Source organism: Pandoraea sp. NE5, from assembly GCF_024363545.1.
In the GTDB taxonomy this organism is placed as follows: domain Bacteria; phylum Pseudomonadota; class Gammaproteobacteria; order Burkholderiales; family Burkholderiaceae; genus Pandoraea; species Pandoraea cepalis.
Genome location: NZ_AP025517.1, coordinates 805127 through 819750, shown reverse-complemented (window position 1 = coordinate 819750; position 14624 = coordinate 805127). Strand labels below are relative to the sequence as shown.

The following is a 14624-nucleotide window of genomic DNA, read 5'->3' as shown; positions in this document are numbered from 1 at the left end:
GGCTTAGCCAAGCCGTTGCCGGACGATTTCGAGGAACACGGCCACGCCGGTGGGGGCGGTGTCGTCGTCGAAATCGAATTCGGGGTGGTGACAGGTGAGTCCGTCGTGACCGAGGAAGAAGTACGAGCCCGGGCGCTGCTGCAACATGAACGCGAAGTCTTCCGAGGCCATCAGCGGGGCGACGTCGACGATCACGTTGTCCACACCGAGAACGCGCTCCGCCGCGCGCCGCACATGTTCGGTTTCGGTGGGGGTGTTGACGGTCGGCGGCGACGTTTGCAGATGCTCGAAGCTGACTTCACAGCCATACATCGTCGCCGCGCCTTCGCAAATCGTGCGCAGTCGTGCGAGCGTGATGTCCTGTGCCTTGACTGACAGCGTGCGCACGGTGCCTTCGAGCACCGCGGTGTCGGGGATGACGTTGATCGCCGTGCCCGACAGGAACTTGCACACACTCACCACAGCGGTGTCGAGCGGGTCGATGTTGCGACTCGCGATGCTCTGTATCGACTGCACCAGGGTGGTCCCGACGATCAACGGATCGATCGATTTGTGCGGCATCGCCGCGTGGCTGCCGATGCCCTTGATGGTGATGCGGAACAGGTCGCATGCCGACAGAATGGCACCGCTGCGCACGCCGACCTTGCCGGCCGGCAGAGCGTTGTTGTTGTGCAGCGCGTAGATTTCGTCGCAATGGAATCGCTCGAACAGGCCGTCGTCGATCATGGCCGAGCCGCCGCGTAGCGTTTCCTCGGCCGGCTGAAAGATCAGATGGATGGTGCCCCGGAAATCGCGATTCAGGGACAAGTGCCTGGCGACGCCGAGCAGGATGGCTGTGTGACCGTCGTGACCGCAGCCGTGGAACACATTGTCGTGCGTTGAGCGGTGCGCGGACGTGCCCTTTTCGCTCATCGGCAGCGCGTCCATGTCGGCGCGCAGACCGATCGACGGTCCCTCGCCCCGCGTGCCGTGGATCGTGCCGACCACGCCAGTGCCGGCGATACCGGTCTCGATGTCGATTGCCCAGTCGGCGAGCAGCCTTGCCACCAGACCGGCCGTGCGATGCTCGTGAAAGCCCAACTCCGGATGCTGGTGGATGTCCCTGCGCCACGTGCGCATCTGTTCTCCAAGACCGCTCAATTCGCCATCCATCTGCATTGCGCCAACCTCTTTTTCACGGGGGAGTGTGGGGACCGTCCAGGGACTGCCCGAACGAATGCTTCTGGTCGAAGGGTAATTCATTAGTTGAATATTTCAACTAATGAATTACCCGGATGTTGTCGACCATCGATCCGGCTGAGCTATCATCGTCCGTGGCGAAGCGGCTGCGGGCGAGGGTAGGCCGGCGCAACGCGCTTCGATGGGATGCAGACTTCAGACAGGGCGGCAGCACATGCGAGCAGGAACGTCACCGGCGGGACATGACGAAGGACCGGGGGGCCGTGGCAAAGACGACAAGGCCAAAGGAGAAGGCGGCACGGCCGGTGGCGTGGCCTATTATTTGACGTTCAAGCTGGACCTGATCAAAAGCGAGATGATCAGCCGTGCCAACGCCGAGTATCGTCCCGCGTTCGGGCTCGATGTGCGTTCATTGCGCGTGCTGCGCGTGATCTGCGACGCCCCCGGGATTACCGCGAGCGCGCTCAATGCGCAGACGCTCGTCGAGAAGACGTTGCTCTCGAAGCTGATCGCGGACTTGATTCAACGCAAGCTGGTTCGGCGCTCGATCCATCCCGACGACGCGCGTCACTTTCAACTGTGGCCGACGGCGGCCGGCAAGCGCCTGCGCGTGTCCAGCGACGAGCTTGGGCAGTCGATGGAGACGGAAATGCTGTCGATGCTCAGTGCCGACGAGCGCGGGCAACTGAACAGCATTGTCGACAAGTTGGTCGACGCGTTTCAGAAGGCGGGAAAGGCTCAGGGGTGAACGTTGCGGACGCGCGGGCGGGGTCGTCGGTTCGGCGCGACACGACAGCCCATGAACGTTCCGGGGCGTAGCGCGTCATGGGTGCAGAGGGTGTTCGCATCAGCGCCGATTCTTTCATGGAAGCAACCAGCACGGGTACGACGCGGTAACGAAGCACGTGGTTCGCGGTAGCGATCGATGGCGCCAACGGTGGCGTCTTGGATCGGTTTTCTCGACCCTCGGAGGTTAGAAATGCGAAAGATGCTCTCGTTTCTGTTGTTGCTTGCCTCGCTGTACGTCTTGCCCGTCGTCCCAGCCTTCTCCGCAGTCGTGCCATTTCCGGCGAGTTTCAAGACGCGGACCATTACGACCAACGGCGCAAAGATTTACGTTCGCGTCGGCGGCCATGGGCCTGCCGTGGTGTTGCTGCATGGCTACGGTGAGACCGGCGACATGTGGGCGCCGCTCGCCGCGAAGCTGGCCGCCACTCACACGGTGGTCGTGCCGGATCTGCGGGGCATGGGGCTTTCCGACCACCCCGCGACCGGCTACGACAAGAAGAACGAAGCACGCGATATCGCCGGTGTTTTGGACACGCTCCAGATTGGCAAGGTCGACGTGGTCGCCCATGACATCGGCAACATGGTCGCTTACGCGTTCGCGGCCGAGCAGCCCGAGCGCGTGTCCAAACTCGTGTTGATGGATGCCCCGATACCCGGCGTCGGCCCGTGGGAGGAGATTCTGAAGAACCCGCTGCTGTGGCACTTCCGATTTGGTGGGCCGGACATGGAACGGCTGGTGAAAGGCCGCGAGCGCATTTACCTGGATCGCTTCTGGAACGATTTCTCGGCGAATCCGAAAAACTTCGACGAGGCATCGCGCCGGCACTACGCCAAGTTCTACGCCTTGCCCGGTGCCATGCATTCCGGCTTCGAACAATTCCACGCTTTCGACCAGGACGCAATCGATAATAAAGCCTTCCTCGCCAAAGGCCCGTTGCCGATGCCGGTGCTCGCCATCGGTGGCGAGAAATCGTTCGGCACCATGATGGAAACCGTGGCGCGTGGGGCCGCCGGGAATGTGCAGGGGGTGGTGATCCCGGGGGCTGGCCACTGGCTGATGGAGGAGCAGCCGAAGGCGACGGTGGCGGCCATCGTCCAGTTTCTTCAGTGATGCACGCGCCGACTTCTCAATCAGCACCCGTGCGTGCCGAATCGGCACGAAGCCTCTTTTTCTGCCGCCTACACTCCGCTTCCTGAGACTGGCTGATGGCTCCAGCGCGCCTTCGTGGCGCCCCGGGGTCATCTCACACTTATCCCCAACGCCAGCGATCCAGAGGAGCCGGGCATGACCCACAACGCCAAACCCCACAACCCGTGGCGCGAAATTTGCGCCGCGAGCATCGGTAATGCACTTGAGTTTTACGATCTGCTGATCTATGGCTACTTCGCCATCGTGATCGGGCAGTTGTTCTTCCCCTCGCACGACCCGACGACGTCGTTGCTGCTCTCCGTCGGCACCTTCGGCATCTCCTTCGTGACGCGTCCCCTGGGCTCGATCGTTCTGGGCAGCTACGCTGACCGTGCCGGCCGCAAGGCGTCGCTCACGGTATCCATCGCCTTGATGATGCTCGGCACCGCCATGATCGCATTCGCCCCGACGTATGCGCAGATCGGCATTTTCTCGCCGCTCCTGATCATCGTCGCCCGCATGTTGCAAGGCTTCTCGACGGGCGGCGAGTTCGGCGCCGCCACGGCCTTCATGGTCGAACATGCCGACGCGAAACGCCGTGGCTTCTTCGCGAGCTGGCAGATGTCGACGCAGGGTCTCGCCACCGTGCTCGCCGCCGGGGTGTCTGCGCTGCTGAGCCTGCTGCTCACCGCCGATCAACTGAGCGCATGGGGATGGCGTATCGCTTTCGCCGTGGGCTTGCTCATCGGCCCGGTCGGTCTTTACATTCGCCGCAATATCGACGAGACGGCCGACTTCAAGAAGCTCGGTCAAAAGCAGCGCGAAACGTCGCCGCTGCGCGAGGTCTTCGGTCGTGATCGCGCCAATATGTTGCTCGGCGCGGGGGTTGTCGCGGCGGCCACAGCGTTCAACTATGTCCACAAGCTTTACATGCCGACGTATGCCGTCAAGCAACTGCATATTCCGGCGACGTCATCGTTCATCGGCGCGGTCGTCACCGGCGTGATGCTGATGATCGCCGCCCCGGTCGTGGGCCACCTTTCCGATCGCTTCGGTCGCATTCGCGTAATGCTCTGGGCACTCATTCTCGTGGGCGTCACGACGTACCCCTTGTTCGTGTTGCTCAACAAATATCCGACGTTCCAGACGCTGCTCATGGTTCAGGCGCTCGTCGGTCTGCTCATCGCGGTGAGTCTCGCGCCGCTGCCCGCCCTGCTGGCGGACATCTTCCCGACGAGCACGCGCGGCACGGGGTTGGCGCTGTCGTATAACTTCTCGGTGACGCTGTTCGGCGGGTTTGCACCGCTCATCGTGACCTGGCTCATCGATGCCACGCACAACAAGCTCGCGCCGAGCTTCTACGTGATGGCGACCGCCGTACTCAGCGTTACCGCAGTGATATCGCTCGGCCGCCGGGTGCGCGCCGGCAAGATCGCCGGCATGACGCACGGCTCGCCCCGCGTATCCAAGGTTTGATCGACGCCCCGGACGATCGGCATGCAATGCACTTCCCGCACCGGCGCCATCGTCCGATGAACTGAATCCCGCCGCAACGACGTCGTTCGCCATTCCCTGCCGAGACGTCGTCGTTCGCGACATCCTCTGTGGAGCATTTTCATGACCACGCTTGAAGCGATCCGCGCCGCCCTGCCGGCATACCCCATCGAAGTCTCGTTCCCCGACATCACCCGCTGGCGCGACGGCAACACTGGCATCGACTACCTACATTCGTTCGACAGCGGCAAGCCCGGCAAGCACGTGATGATTCTCGCGCTCACGCACGGCAACGAAGTGAGCGGCGCCATCGCGGTCGATACGTTGCTTGCCGCCGGTGTGCGTCCCACGGCGGGCCGTCTGTCGCTGGGCTTCGGCAATATCGGTGCGTACGCGCTATTCAGCGCGGAGAATGCCGACGCTACCCGTTTCCTCGACGAAGACATGAACCGCGTCTGGACGCCATCGACGCTCGACGGAGCGCGTCAGAGCCGCGAGCTCGCGCGTGCCCGTGCGATGCGTCCGTTCATCGACACGGTCGATCTGCTGCTCGACATCCACTCGATGCACGAGGCGTCCGCGCCGCTGATGATGACCGGTCCGCTGGAGAAGGCGATCGCCCTCGCCGCCGAACTCGGCACGCCCGAGCACGTGATCGTCGACAAGGGGCACGCGAACGGCACGCGCATGCGCGATTACGGTGGCTTCGGCGACCCGGCCAGCCCGAAGAACGCACTGCTGATCGAAACCGGTCAGCATTTCGCGGGGAGCGCCCGCGATGTCGCGCTCGATTGCGCGGCGCGTTTCCTGATTCATGCGGGCGTCGTGGCCGAAGCCGACATGGCGCCGTACCTGACGCAGACGCAGCCCGCCCGCCAGAAGTTCGTGGAAATCACGCAGCCGGTTGTGGCGCGCTCGATGGACTTCCGCTTCTCGCAGCCGTTCACGGGGCTCGAAGTGATCGAGAAGGCCGGCACCGAGATCGCCCGCGATGGCGATGAGGTGATCGTCACGCCCTATGACAACTGCGTCATCGTGCAACCGTCGATGCGGCACCTTGGCGTGAATGTCACGATGATGCGCCTGGGACGGTTGCTGGATCGTTGATCCTATGGGGCCGTCGTGTCGGTAGCGTCCCCGGAATCTCCGGAATCCCCAGCCTGTGCCCGCTTGCCGCGGCGCAGGCTCAGTTGGGCGAGTACGTCGGCGTGCTGATTGCCCCAGCGGTAGAGCATCTCGATGGGCTCGATGAACAATTCACCCAGCGGCGTGAGCGAATACTCGACCTTGGGCGGCACGACGGCAAACACCTCGCGGTGAATCAGACCATCGCGTTCGAGTTCGCGCAACGTCTGCGTGAGCATCTTCTTGGAAATCCCCGGCAATCGGCGCTGTAGTTCCCCCGTGCGTGTGGTGCCGCACTGCAACGCGTACAACACCATGCTCGTCCACTTCACGCTGAAGAGCTCCAGCACGCGGCGCGGCACGCAGGTTTCCTCGAAAACGAATGGGGCAAGTTTGTTCATGGTTACTAATTGGTGACTATTCAACTGAAAGGTGCCTACTGGGGATTTGGGACCTTCGTCACTATACTTTGTGGCGATGGTGCGCGTCATCCGGTGTGAGGGAGCCTGGAAGCCTGCGGGTCGACATGCGGAGTGGGCGCGCGCAGGAACTTGGAGACTCCCATGAGCAGTTTGTCGAAGACGGCCCTTTCAATGCTGGATCTGGTGCCGGTGCGTGCCGGCGGCACGGTGGCCGATGCCCTGAAACAATCCACGGAACTGGCGCAGCACGTTGAACGCTTGGGCTTCACGCGGTTCTGGCTGGCCGAACACCACAACATGGACGGCATCGCGAGTTCGGCGACGGCGCTGTTGATCGGTCACGTTGCAGGCAAGACGTCGCGTATTCGCGTGGGGTCGGGCGGTGTGATGTTGCCGAACCACCCGCCGTTGGTCGTTGCCGAGAACTTTGGCACGCTCGCCGCGCTGTATCCGGGACGTGTCGATCTGGGCTTGGGGCGCGCACCCGGTGCGGACCAGGCCACCATGCGCGCGCTGCGTCGCGACCGATTGTCCGATGGCGACGATTTCCCCGAGCAGGTCGCCGAATTGCGCGCGCTGCTTGCGCCCGCGCAGCCCGGACAACGGCTCGTCGCAACGCCCGGCGCGGGCAGCGATATTCCGGTGTGGTTGCTGGGCTCGTCGTTGTTTTCTGCGCAACTCGCGGCGCATTTGGGGCTACCGTATGCGTTCGCGTCGCACTTCGCCCCGCGGTTCCTGTTCGACGCACTTCGGCTTTACCGCGAGCGATTCCGTCCCTCGGCAGCGTTGGATAAGCCCTACGTGATGGTGGGCGCGCCGGTCGTGGCCGCGCCCACGGACGAGGAAGCGGCATTTCTCGCAACGTCCGCGCAGCAGAAGATTTTGGCGCTCATGCGCGGGCAAAGCCTGAAATTGCAGCCGCCCGTGAACGATATGGACGCGCGCTGGGATCCGGCCGAACGGCACTCGGTGGAAGCGTTCCTCGGCGTGGCCGTGGTGGGTGGCCCCGAGCGGGTGGGGGCCGGTCTGTCCGATCTGGTCGAGCGTACGCAGGCCGATGAGCTGATGCTCGTCACCGACATCTACGATCCCGCGCTGCGCCTGCGCTCGTGCGATATCGTCGCGTCCGTCTGCAAGTCATGACGATACGCAGCGCGTCGTGAGGATTGGCGAAGGAGGGGGCGCAACGATCACGCCCGCTGTCCTCCGCCTGATCCTGCCCCGTCAGCGAAAGCGGCCGATGGAGAAGGGCGAGAGGTCGATGGCGGGCCGCTCGCCGGACACCAGCGCTGCAATCGTGCGTCCCGTCGAGGCGGCGGCGGTCAGACCTACGTGGCCATGGCCGAATGCATAGAAAGCGTTAGGCACCTTCGACGCCGCGCCCAATACCGGCAGCGAATCGGGCGTGCTGGGGCGGAATCCTTGCCAGCGTGCACCGTCGACCGACTGTGTCGGCTTCGTCCCGTTCACTGCGCCGGGGAACATCTTGTGCAACTGATTGAGCAGCAGATCGGCGCGCCGCCAGTTCGGTGAGGCTTGCAGACCGGCCAGTTCGACCGTGCCCGCACCGCGAAGACGGCCGTTCATCGGTGTGGCGAACAGCTTGCCTTCGGCCCACATGACGGGACGTGAGGGCATCTCATGCGGCGTCGGAATTTCCACGTGATAGCCGCGCTCGGTGTCGAAGACAACGGTGTCGCCCAATTGGCGCACAAGCGGTGCGGACCATGCACCGGCCGCGATCACCACGGCGCTTGCGCTTTCGCGGCCCCGGTTGGTGTGCACGGCCACGGCCTGCGCGCCATTGGTCTCGATGGCGGTGGCGGCAGCATCGACAACTCGCCCGCCCCGCGCGACCACTTGCGCCGTCAAGCGCGCCAACAGCGCGCCGGGATCGGGCGTGTGGCCGGTCTCGCCGATATAGCGGGCACCGACGAAGTCATGCGATAGCGTGGGCTCGAACTCGCGCAATGCGTTCGCATCCAGCGTTTCGATGTGCACGCCGTTGTCGCGGCGCAGCGCCATCCCGCCTTCGTCGCCCACCATACCCTTCTGACTGGAATAGGCGATGAGATAGCCGCGACGCGTGACGAGATCGTTTGCGCCCGCATCGTCAAGCAACGGTTGATAGGCGTCGAGCGCGGGGCCGAGCAGTGCGCGCAACGCGCGCGCCTGCGCGGTGACACGTGCGGGCTGACTGGCGGCGACGAAGCGCATCAGCCATGGCACCATGCGCGGAAGGTACCCCCAACGCAGCACCAGCGGACCCTCCGGTTGCATCAACCAGCCGGGTACCTGCCACAGCACGCCGGGCATGGCGATGGGCACGACCGACGAGCCATTGATGCAGCCCGCATTGCCAAGCGACGCCGCCTGGCGTGCCGATTGCCGGTCGACGATCACCACCGCGTGTCCGGCGCGTTGAAGATACGCGGCCGTACATACGCCGACCAAACCGCCCCCGATAACGACGACGGGACGTGAATCATTCATGAAGCCGCCCTGCGAAAACACGAAAGCGCCTAGTGTACCGGGTTAAGTACGTACCCCTGAACGCCTTCAAAATTCAGGAATGTGTTCAGATCATTTCCAACGGACGCTTTCGCGACGGCGCTTCGAACTGATGATCGATTCGTAATAGTTCCTCCGCCGTCAGATCGATGTCATGGGCAGCACGATTGGCGCGTACGTGAGCGTCCGTGCTCGCCTTGGGAATGGCGATGACGCCCGGGCGGCTCAGCACCCAGGCAAGCGCAATCTGCAGCGGTGCGACATGGCGCGCGGCGGCGATGTCGTCGAGTGCGCCTTTTGCCGGCAGCCGTCCCTGTTCGATCGGCGAATACGCCATCATCGGCAGACCGCGCGCCGCCAGCCACGGGACAAGGTCATACTCGGGACCGCGCCGCGAAAGGTTGTACAGCACCTGATCGCTCGCACACTGGTCGCCGCCGGGCAGCTCGAACAAGTCTTCCATGTCGTCCGTATCGAAATTGCTCACGCCCCAGTGCCGGATCTTGCCCGCTTCACGCAGTGCTTCGAAGCCGGCAATCGTGTCTTCGAGCGGGACGTCGCCGCGCCAGTGCAGCAGGTAGAGGTCGAGGCGATCGGTGCGCAGGCGTTCCAGACTCCGCTCGCAAGCGGCGATCACGCCACGTCGCGAGGCATTGTGCGGGTAGACCTTGCTCACGAGAAATACTTCATCGCGCAGTCCGTCGAGCGCTTCGCCCACGAGACACTCGGTCGCCCCTTCTCCATACATTTCGGCCGTATCGACCAGCGTCATGCCCAGCGAGACACCCAGTTGCAACGCCGCGATCTCCTCGCGACGCCGCTCCGGCTTCTCGCCCATCATCCAAGTCCCCTGGCCGAGTACCGGCACGGTGTCGCCCTGGGGCAGCGCGATTTTTCGCATGGCCTGTCCTCCGTAATCCTGGTCACCATTATCGGCCCGCAAGTCGAGCGATGACCAGTGCCGTGAGGGCTTCACGCAACACTTTGCGGTGTCGTCCGATCGTTTGACTCGGACTCGCCTGAAGCACCGTTCGGAAATTGCCGCTTTTGCGTTTGTGCACCGATTCTCTCGGATAGTTCACAGCCCTATCGTCGCATCGCCGCGATAAGCTGATTTCACCGATGTACATGGCGATTGTTGCTCCGCAGCGAGACGGCTCGGTGATGGCTCCCGTCGTGTGCATCGGACCTGCGAGGACAGGAGGGGGCGGAAGAAAAGGGGGGCGAGCGTTACGGGCAAAAAAGAAAGCCCCGCGAGCGGGGCTTAAAGGCCGACCGAGCGTGCGTCGGCCAAGGAGGTTCATCGCAGCGCGGCGCGAACATCGAGTGGGGGCGCGCTTCAGACGTATTGTCGGCATAGTCGATCTACCTATGGGAAGGAGGATTCCGAATGTCAGGGGGGAACGTTGGGTAACAAATGTGACAATTGGCGACCTTTTCTTGTCGCGGGACGAACGCGATAATGGGGGACCCCAAACTCGAGGAACTCCCCAGATGGATAACACGATCAAGTTCCGCTCGCGCGGTTCGTCGCTCTTGCCCGGTGAGCGGTACGCGCCGACCTCGGTTTTCTTTCACTGGGTGATCGCATTGCTGATTGTGATCGCCTATGCCGCCGTCATTATCAAAGGCTATTTGCCGAGAGGGAGTGCGCCACGTGCGTTATCACTCACGATCCACGAATGGGCTGCGCTCGCGGTGTTGGTGCTGGCCGTGCCGCGCTTGCTCATTCGATTGATCAAGGGCGCGCCGGCGGCGCTGCCAGGCCAAGCGTGGTGGGCGCGAGCCGGGTCGTCGGCCGCACATCTGCTGCTCTATCTGTTCATGTTTGCGCAGCCGGTGCTGGGCTATCTGACGCTCAATGCCCAGGGGCATCCGCTCACGATTCCAGGCCTGGATATCGCGCTGCCGCAGTTCATTGCGAAAGACGAACAGACGGGGCGTTCGATCAAGGAGATTCACGAGACGATCGGCAACGCGTTCTATTGGGTGATCGGCTTCCATGCGCTGGCGGCGCTGTGGCACCACTACTTCCGTCGCGACGATACGTTGCGACGCATGCTTTAAAAGGGATTTTTGCGTCGCCCGCTCTGAGGGGACATTGCGCGGCGCCTCCCCGGGCGCCGCGTGTGTGCGGGTGCGGTGCTGCCCAGCAAGGCACGGGCGAGCGCGCTGGCCGTTTGTAACGGCCAGCGCGTTTCGGCGTTTGACCCGAACGTTTCTCTTGCGCGCCCGCAGGGGTATCAGAACGTTACGCCCAGCCCCACGCCAACGATCAACGGATCGATGTGGAGCGTGCCCAGATCGGTGCCGCCAAGCGAGGTATCCGTCTTCATCCAGACCTTCTTGACATCGATGTTGACGAACAGATGCTTCGTCATTTGAACGTCCACACCCGCTTGCAGTGCCGGACCGAAGCTGTGGTTCGTGATCGAGATCGGCGTGCCGCCCGCCTGCAGGTTGCTGTTCCAGAAGCGCGAGTAGTTGACGCCTGCACCGACATACGGACGTACCTTGCCCGCATGATTAAAGTGGTATTGAAGCAGCAGCGTCGGTGGCAATACGTTCAGGCTGCCGAGGTTCCCGATGCTGGACGTCAGTTGATGACGTGACATGCCAAGAATCAGTTCAACACCAACGTTGTCGAGAATCATGTAGCTGAAATCCAGCTCCGGCACGATGGCGTTGTTCACGCTCACCCCCAGCGTTGGCAACACGCTGCCGCTTGCATGCGAGTCCGGCAAAATGCCGATGACGCGAACGCGTGCGAGGATGTCGCCGGCGTAAATCCCTTGCGAGCTGTCCTTGATGAAGCCGAAGCGTTTGGCTGACTCGACCGGGGCGTTGTCGGTCGTTTGTGACGTTGCCTGTGCCGCCGCGAATGGGCTGAAGACGGCGGCACAGCTGACGAATGCGGCGGCGATGGCCGTAGCGCCAAGAGAGAGCTTCATGGTGGTTTCCATAGTCGTGAGTGAGCCCGACCGATGGTAGAAGCCGCCTTCCGTGGCGAACTTGATGCGCGTCAAGTGCGGGAGAACGCAGGGGCGCTGTGCGACAAAGCGTCGCGGCGCCGAGCTGCGTTGGGACGCATTCAGTCGCGAGGCAGCAACACTACCGTGAGGGAACGCACGCCCTGGGCGCCTTGAATCAGCACGCCTTCGATATCGGCCGTTGCGGACGGTCCGGTGACGAGGACCGCGTAACGCGCCGACGCAAAGTCGGGCAATCGATAGATGTCCTGCAGGCCATCGACGATGTCGCGTGGGTCGAGCAACACCACGAGATGCTGCACGAGATAGCCGAGCGCGTTCACTCCGTACTCCTGCTCGGAGAGCCAGACGGAGCCGGTCTCCGCAACGCCGAAGCGCGCACGCACGATGGCGACGTCGACGTCATGCAGCGATGCCGGCGCGCGCGCGACGTCAAGCGGTGCCGCCGAGGCGGCCTCCGCCGTTGCGGTGACGGGCGTCACGCCGGGAAACCGCTCGGCAAGCCACGCAGGCAGTTCACGCGCGTGGTCGAGCGTCGCGAGTTTGCCGCCCATCGCAACGAGATTCAGGCCAAAGCGCTCGCACCGGTCGCCCTCGGGTGTCTCGAAGACCGGCAGTACGGGCAAGGGAAACGGTTCGTACGCCCCGTCGACAGTCCGTTCGTCATCACGCAGCGATACGCGCTGCGCGGCGCGCACGCGCGCGAGAAATTCGTTGCGGGACGTGCTCATGGCGTCTCCTTGCTTGTCGCGTCGCGCGATGTTCGATTGGCGTCGTACCAGTCGCGGAAGGTCTGGGTAGGGGCGTCGGGCAGATCGCGCCCCTTGCCCCACGTGTTGAGGGGGTTGTAGAGCACCAGGTTCGGCAGACGGTGCAGGGCGACGTTCATCGATTTGATCGATGTGCGATACAGCACCGGATTGGCGAGCAGCTTGCCCGCGACCTTGATCAGGCTGCGCTTGACGCGGGGCAATTCACCTTCCTCTGCCACGATCTGCCGCCACTTGTACAACTGCTCGTGAATATTGATGCGCACCGGGCAGACGTTGGTGCAACTGCCATTCATCGTCGATGCGAACGGCAGCGCGCTGTAGCGCTTGAGGTCGGAGGCGGGATTGAGAATGGCGCCGATCGGCCCTGCGTAAGTGCTGCCGTACGACAGGCCACTGCTGCGTCGGTAGACCGGACACGTATTCATACAGGCCCCGCAGCGAATGCATTTGAGCGAGTACCAGAAGTCGTCCATCGCGAGACGCGCCGAGCGGCCGTTGTCGACGATGACGAAGTGCATCTCCGTACCCGGACGCGGCGCGCGAAAGTGCGACGTGTATTGGGTGATGGGCGACCCGAGGGCGCTGCGCGACAACAAGCGGATGAAAACACCGAGGTCGGCCGTGCGCGGAATCAGCTTTTCGATGCCGATGGACACGATGTGCACCGGCGGTACGTTGGCCGACAGATCGGCATTGCCCTCGTTGGTGCACACCACGACCGTGCCGGTTTCCGCGACGGCGAAGTTGCAGCCGGTCATGCCGGCGCCCGCTTCGAGAAACGCCGGACGCGTGGTCTGACGCTGACTCTCGGCCAGATAGTGCACGTCGTCGTTGTCGGGGTCAGTGCCGAGCGTGCGGCCGAACAGCTTTGCGACGTCGCCCCGCAGCTTGTGCACAGCAGGCACGACCACATGCGACGGCGGCTGCTTGTCGAGCTGCTGAATGCGCTCGCCAAGATCGGTCTCCATGACTTCGACGCCGCGCGGTTCGAGATACTCGCGCAATTCGCATTCGTCGGTGAGCATCGACTTGCTCTTGACGAGTGTCTTGACGCCATGCGCCGCAAGAATGCCGTGGACGATGGCATTGTGCGCCGCGGCGTCGAGCGCCCAATGAACCTTTACGCCATTGGCTTCGGCTTGTGTCGAGAATTGGTCGAGGTAGTCTCCCAATCGCGAGAGCGTGTGTTCCTTGATTTGCGACGCGAGCGTGCGCAGTGTTTCCCACTCGCCAATGGAGGCGGCCTGCGCGTCGCGCTTCATCCGCAGATCCCACAGGCGCTTGTCGTGAAATGCCACGTGCGCGGTTTTCGCGAGAAACGCCTCAGCCTGTCTGGCGTGATTCACGCGCTCGGCCCGGCTCATGCCGTCACCTGCGCATGCGCCGCCGGCGCGAGGGTGTCGAGGTCGACGCCATTGAGGACTTGAGCGATATGCAGGAAGCGCATCGGTGTCTGCGCGCGTGCCGCGCAACCTTTCTGATGCATCAGGCAAGACATGTCGGCGGAGACGATGAACTGCGCGCCCGCGTCGAGGTGGTCCTGCACCTTGTCCTGCCCCATCTTGACCGAGACGGCCTGCTCGGACACGGAGAATGTGCCGCCGAAGCCACAGCATTCGTCGGGACGACGCGGCGCCGCGAAGCGGATGCCGCGCACGCCGTCGAGCAGCGTGCGTGCCTTCGACCATGGCTCGCCGGGAATCTCGCTGGCAGACGCCGCATGCAGGTGGCGGATGGCGCTGCAACTGTTATGCAGCCCGACGGTGTACGCAAACTCGGCCCAGGGAAAGTGGCGGACCTTGAGCACATCGTGGAGAAACTCGGTGAGTTCGTAGGTGTTGGCGCGAACGGCGGCCGTGCGCTCCGACTCGCCCGCTGCGCTCAGGTGCTTGCGCACGTGATGCACGCAACTCGACGACGGCGCCACGATGTAGTCGTAACCGGCGAAGTTGTCGACGAAGAGCGACTCGGCGCCCGCGGCGTCGGCTTCGCAGCCGTTGTTGGCCAACGGCTGTCCGCAACAGGTCTGACGGCGCGGGTAATCGACGCTCACGCCGAGTTTCTCCAGCAACTCCAGCGTGGCGATGCCGACTTCGGGAAACAGGGCATCGATGAAACAGGGGACGAACAAGGCCGCTTTCATGGGATTCTCCAACAGGGGACGACACACTCGCCGCGGCACACAATCGGCGCCACGGCGAGTGTCTACAAC

Annotated in this window: 14 protein-coding genes; 6 read left to right on the top strand and 8 right to left on the bottom strand. The window is 63.4% G+C overall.

Annotation, left to right across the window (positions count from 1 at the left end; translation table 11 throughout):
• Positions 1-3: 3 nt before the first annotated feature.
• Positions 4-1152: a M20 aminoacylase family protein gene (locus PanNE5_RS03765; protein WP_232424540.1), complete on the bottom strand. Its 1149-nt coding sequence runs from the start codon at positions 1150-1152 to the stop codon at positions 4-6.
• A 241-nt stretch (positions 1153-1393) separates the two neighbouring features.
• On the opposite strand from PanNE5_RS03765, the gene PanNE5_RS03760 reads away from it, so the two are divergent.
• From PanNE5_RS03760 to PanNE5_RS03745, 4 genes are all read left to right on the top strand, one after another.
• On the top strand, positions 1394-1927 hold the full coding sequence (locus tag PanNE5_RS03760) for a MarR family winged helix-turn-helix transcriptional regulator (RefSeq protein WP_261939259.1): 534 nt from the start codon (positions 1394-1396) through the stop codon (positions 1925-1927).
• A 231-nt stretch (positions 1928-2158) separates the two neighbouring features.
• Positions 2159-3079 carry an alpha/beta fold hydrolase gene (locus PanNE5_RS03755; RefSeq protein ID WP_261939258.1) on the top strand — a complete coding sequence of 307 codons (921 nt, stop codon included), beginning with the start codon at positions 2159-2161 and terminating at the stop codon, positions 3077-3079.
• Positions 3080-3253: 174 nt separating this feature from the next.
• Entirely contained in the window at positions 3254-4573 is a 1320-nt protein-coding gene (locus tag PanNE5_RS03750) for an MFS transporter (RefSeq protein WP_017232558.1), read from the top strand.
• A gap of 141 nt (positions 4574-4714) precedes the next feature.
• Positions 4715-5698, top strand: a complete 984-nt coding sequence (locus tag PanNE5_RS03745; RefSeq protein ID WP_261939257.1) for a succinylglutamate desuccinylase/aspartoacylase family protein — start codon at positions 4715-4717, stop codon at positions 5696-5698.
• 2 nt (positions 5699-5700) lie between these two features.
• On the opposite strand, the gene PanNE5_RS03740 is transcribed toward PanNE5_RS03745, so the two are convergent.
• Positions 5701-6117 (bottom strand): winged helix-turn-helix transcriptional regulator, encoded by a 417-nt coding sequence (locus tag PanNE5_RS03740; protein ID WP_017232556.1) that lies wholly within the window; start codon positions 6115-6117, stop codon positions 5701-5703.
• 162 nt (positions 6118-6279) lie between these two features.
• Here PanNE5_RS03740 and PanNE5_RS03735 point away from each other — a divergent pair, with 162 nt between their 5' ends.
• Complete coding sequence (locus PanNE5_RS03735; protein ID WP_261939256.1) at positions 6280-7281, top strand: LLM class flavin-dependent oxidoreductase; 1002 nt, start codon at positions 6280-6282, stop codon at positions 7279-7281.
• A gap of 81 nt (positions 7282-7362) precedes the next feature.
• Here the strand turns inward: PanNE5_RS03735 and PanNE5_RS03730 are convergent, their stop codons facing one another.
• On the bottom strand, positions 7363-8631 hold the full coding sequence (locus tag PanNE5_RS03730; protein WP_261939255.1) for an NAD(P)/FAD-dependent oxidoreductase: 1269 nt from the start codon (positions 8629-8631) through the stop codon (positions 7363-7365).
• 85 nt (positions 8632-8716) lie between these two features.
• A complete protein-coding gene (locus PanNE5_RS03725; protein WP_017232553.1) occupies positions 8717-9550 on the bottom strand; it encodes an aldo/keto reductase in 834 nt (277 codons plus the stop codon).
• A gap of 593 nt (positions 9551-10143) precedes the next feature.
• Here PanNE5_RS03725 and PanNE5_RS03720 point away from each other — a divergent pair.
• Entirely contained in the window at positions 10144-10716 is a 573-nt protein-coding gene (locus tag PanNE5_RS03720) for a cytochrome b (protein WP_017232552.1), read from the top strand.
• 176 nt (positions 10717-10892) lie between these two features.
• Here the strand turns inward: PanNE5_RS03720 and PanNE5_RS03715 are convergent, their stop codons facing one another.
• The 4 genes from PanNE5_RS03715 to PanNE5_RS03700 form a co-directional block, all read right to left on the bottom strand.
• Positions 10893-11600, bottom strand: a complete 708-nt coding sequence (locus PanNE5_RS03715) for an OmpW/AlkL family protein (RefSeq protein WP_051060084.1) — start codon at positions 11598-11600, stop codon at positions 10893-10895.
• 140 nt (positions 11601-11740) lie between these two features.
• The gene (locus PanNE5_RS03710) at positions 11741-12370 is read right to left on the bottom strand and encodes a lactate utilization protein C (RefSeq protein WP_261939254.1); all 630 of its coding nucleotides are present in this window, start codon (positions 12368-12370) and stop codon (positions 11741-11743) included.
• Complete coding sequence (locus PanNE5_RS03705) at positions 12367-13776, bottom strand: lactate utilization protein B (RefSeq protein WP_261939253.1); 1410 nt, start codon at positions 13774-13776, stop codon at positions 12367-12369. The genes PanNE5_RS03710 and PanNE5_RS03705 overlap by 4 nt, the downstream gene beginning before the upstream one ends.
• Positions 13773-14555, bottom strand: a complete 783-nt coding sequence (locus PanNE5_RS03700; RefSeq protein ID WP_017232548.1) for a (Fe-S)-binding protein — start codon at positions 14553-14555, stop codon at positions 13773-13775. Before PanNE5_RS03700 ends, PanNE5_RS03705 begins: the two co-directional genes overlap by 4 nt.
• Positions 14556-14624: the final 69 nt, after the last annotated feature.

What these genes read in the sequence shown, in the direction of transcription:
- PanNE5_RS03720 (WP_017232552.1), top strand. Translation starts at nt 10,144, where the DNA reads ATGGATAACACGATCAAGTTCCGCTCGCGCGGTTCGTCGCTCTTGCCC.
- PanNE5_RS03740 (WP_017232556.1), bottom strand. Translation starts at nt 6,117, where the DNA reads ATGAACAAACTTGCCCCATTCGTTTTCGAGGAAACCTGCGTGCCGCGC.
- PanNE5_RS03715 (WP_051060084.1), bottom strand. Translation starts at nt 11,600, where the DNA reads ATGAAGCTCTCTCTTGGCGCTACGGCCATCGCCGCCGCATTCGTCAGC.
- PanNE5_RS03700 (WP_017232548.1), bottom strand. Translation starts at nt 14,555, where the DNA reads ATGAAAGCGGCCTTGTTCGTCCCCTGTTTCATCGATGCCCTGTTTCCC.
- PanNE5_RS03760 (WP_261939259.1), top strand. Translation starts at nt 1,394, where the DNA reads ATGCGAGCAGGAACGTCACCGGCGGGACATGACGAAGGACCGGGGGGC.
- PanNE5_RS03725 (WP_017232553.1), bottom strand. Translation starts at nt 9,550, where the DNA reads ATGCGAAAAATCGCGCTGCCCCAGGGCGACACCGTGCCGGTACTCGGC.
- PanNE5_RS03705 (WP_261939253.1), bottom strand. Translation starts at nt 13,776, where the DNA reads ATGAGCCGGGCCGAGCGCGTGAATCACGCCAGACAGGCTGAGGCGTTT.
- PanNE5_RS03765 (WP_232424540.1), bottom strand. Translation starts at nt 1,152, where the DNA reads ATGGATGGCGAATTGAGCGGTCTTGGAGAACAGATGCGCACGTGGCGC.
- PanNE5_RS03745 (WP_261939257.1), top strand. Translation starts at nt 4,715, where the DNA reads ATGACCACGCTTGAAGCGATCCGCGCCGCCCTGCCGGCATACCCCATC.
- PanNE5_RS03755 (WP_261939258.1), top strand. Translation starts at nt 2,159, where the DNA reads ATGCGAAAGATGCTCTCGTTTCTGTTGTTGCTTGCCTCGCTGTACGTC.
- PanNE5_RS03730 (WP_261939255.1), bottom strand. Translation starts at nt 8,631, where the DNA reads ATGAATGATTCACGTCCCGTCGTCGTTATCGGGGGCGGTTTGGTCGGC.
- PanNE5_RS03710 (WP_261939254.1), bottom strand. Translation starts at nt 12,370, where the DNA reads ATGAGCACGTCCCGCAACGAATTTCTCGCGCGCGTGCGCGCCGCGCAG.
- PanNE5_RS03750 (WP_017232558.1), top strand. Translation starts at nt 3,254, where the DNA reads ATGACCCACAACGCCAAACCCCACAACCCGTGGCGCGAAATTTGCGCC.
- PanNE5_RS03735 (WP_261939256.1), top strand. Translation starts at nt 6,280, where the DNA reads ATGAGCAGTTTGTCGAAGACGGCCCTTTCAATGCTGGATCTGGTGCCG.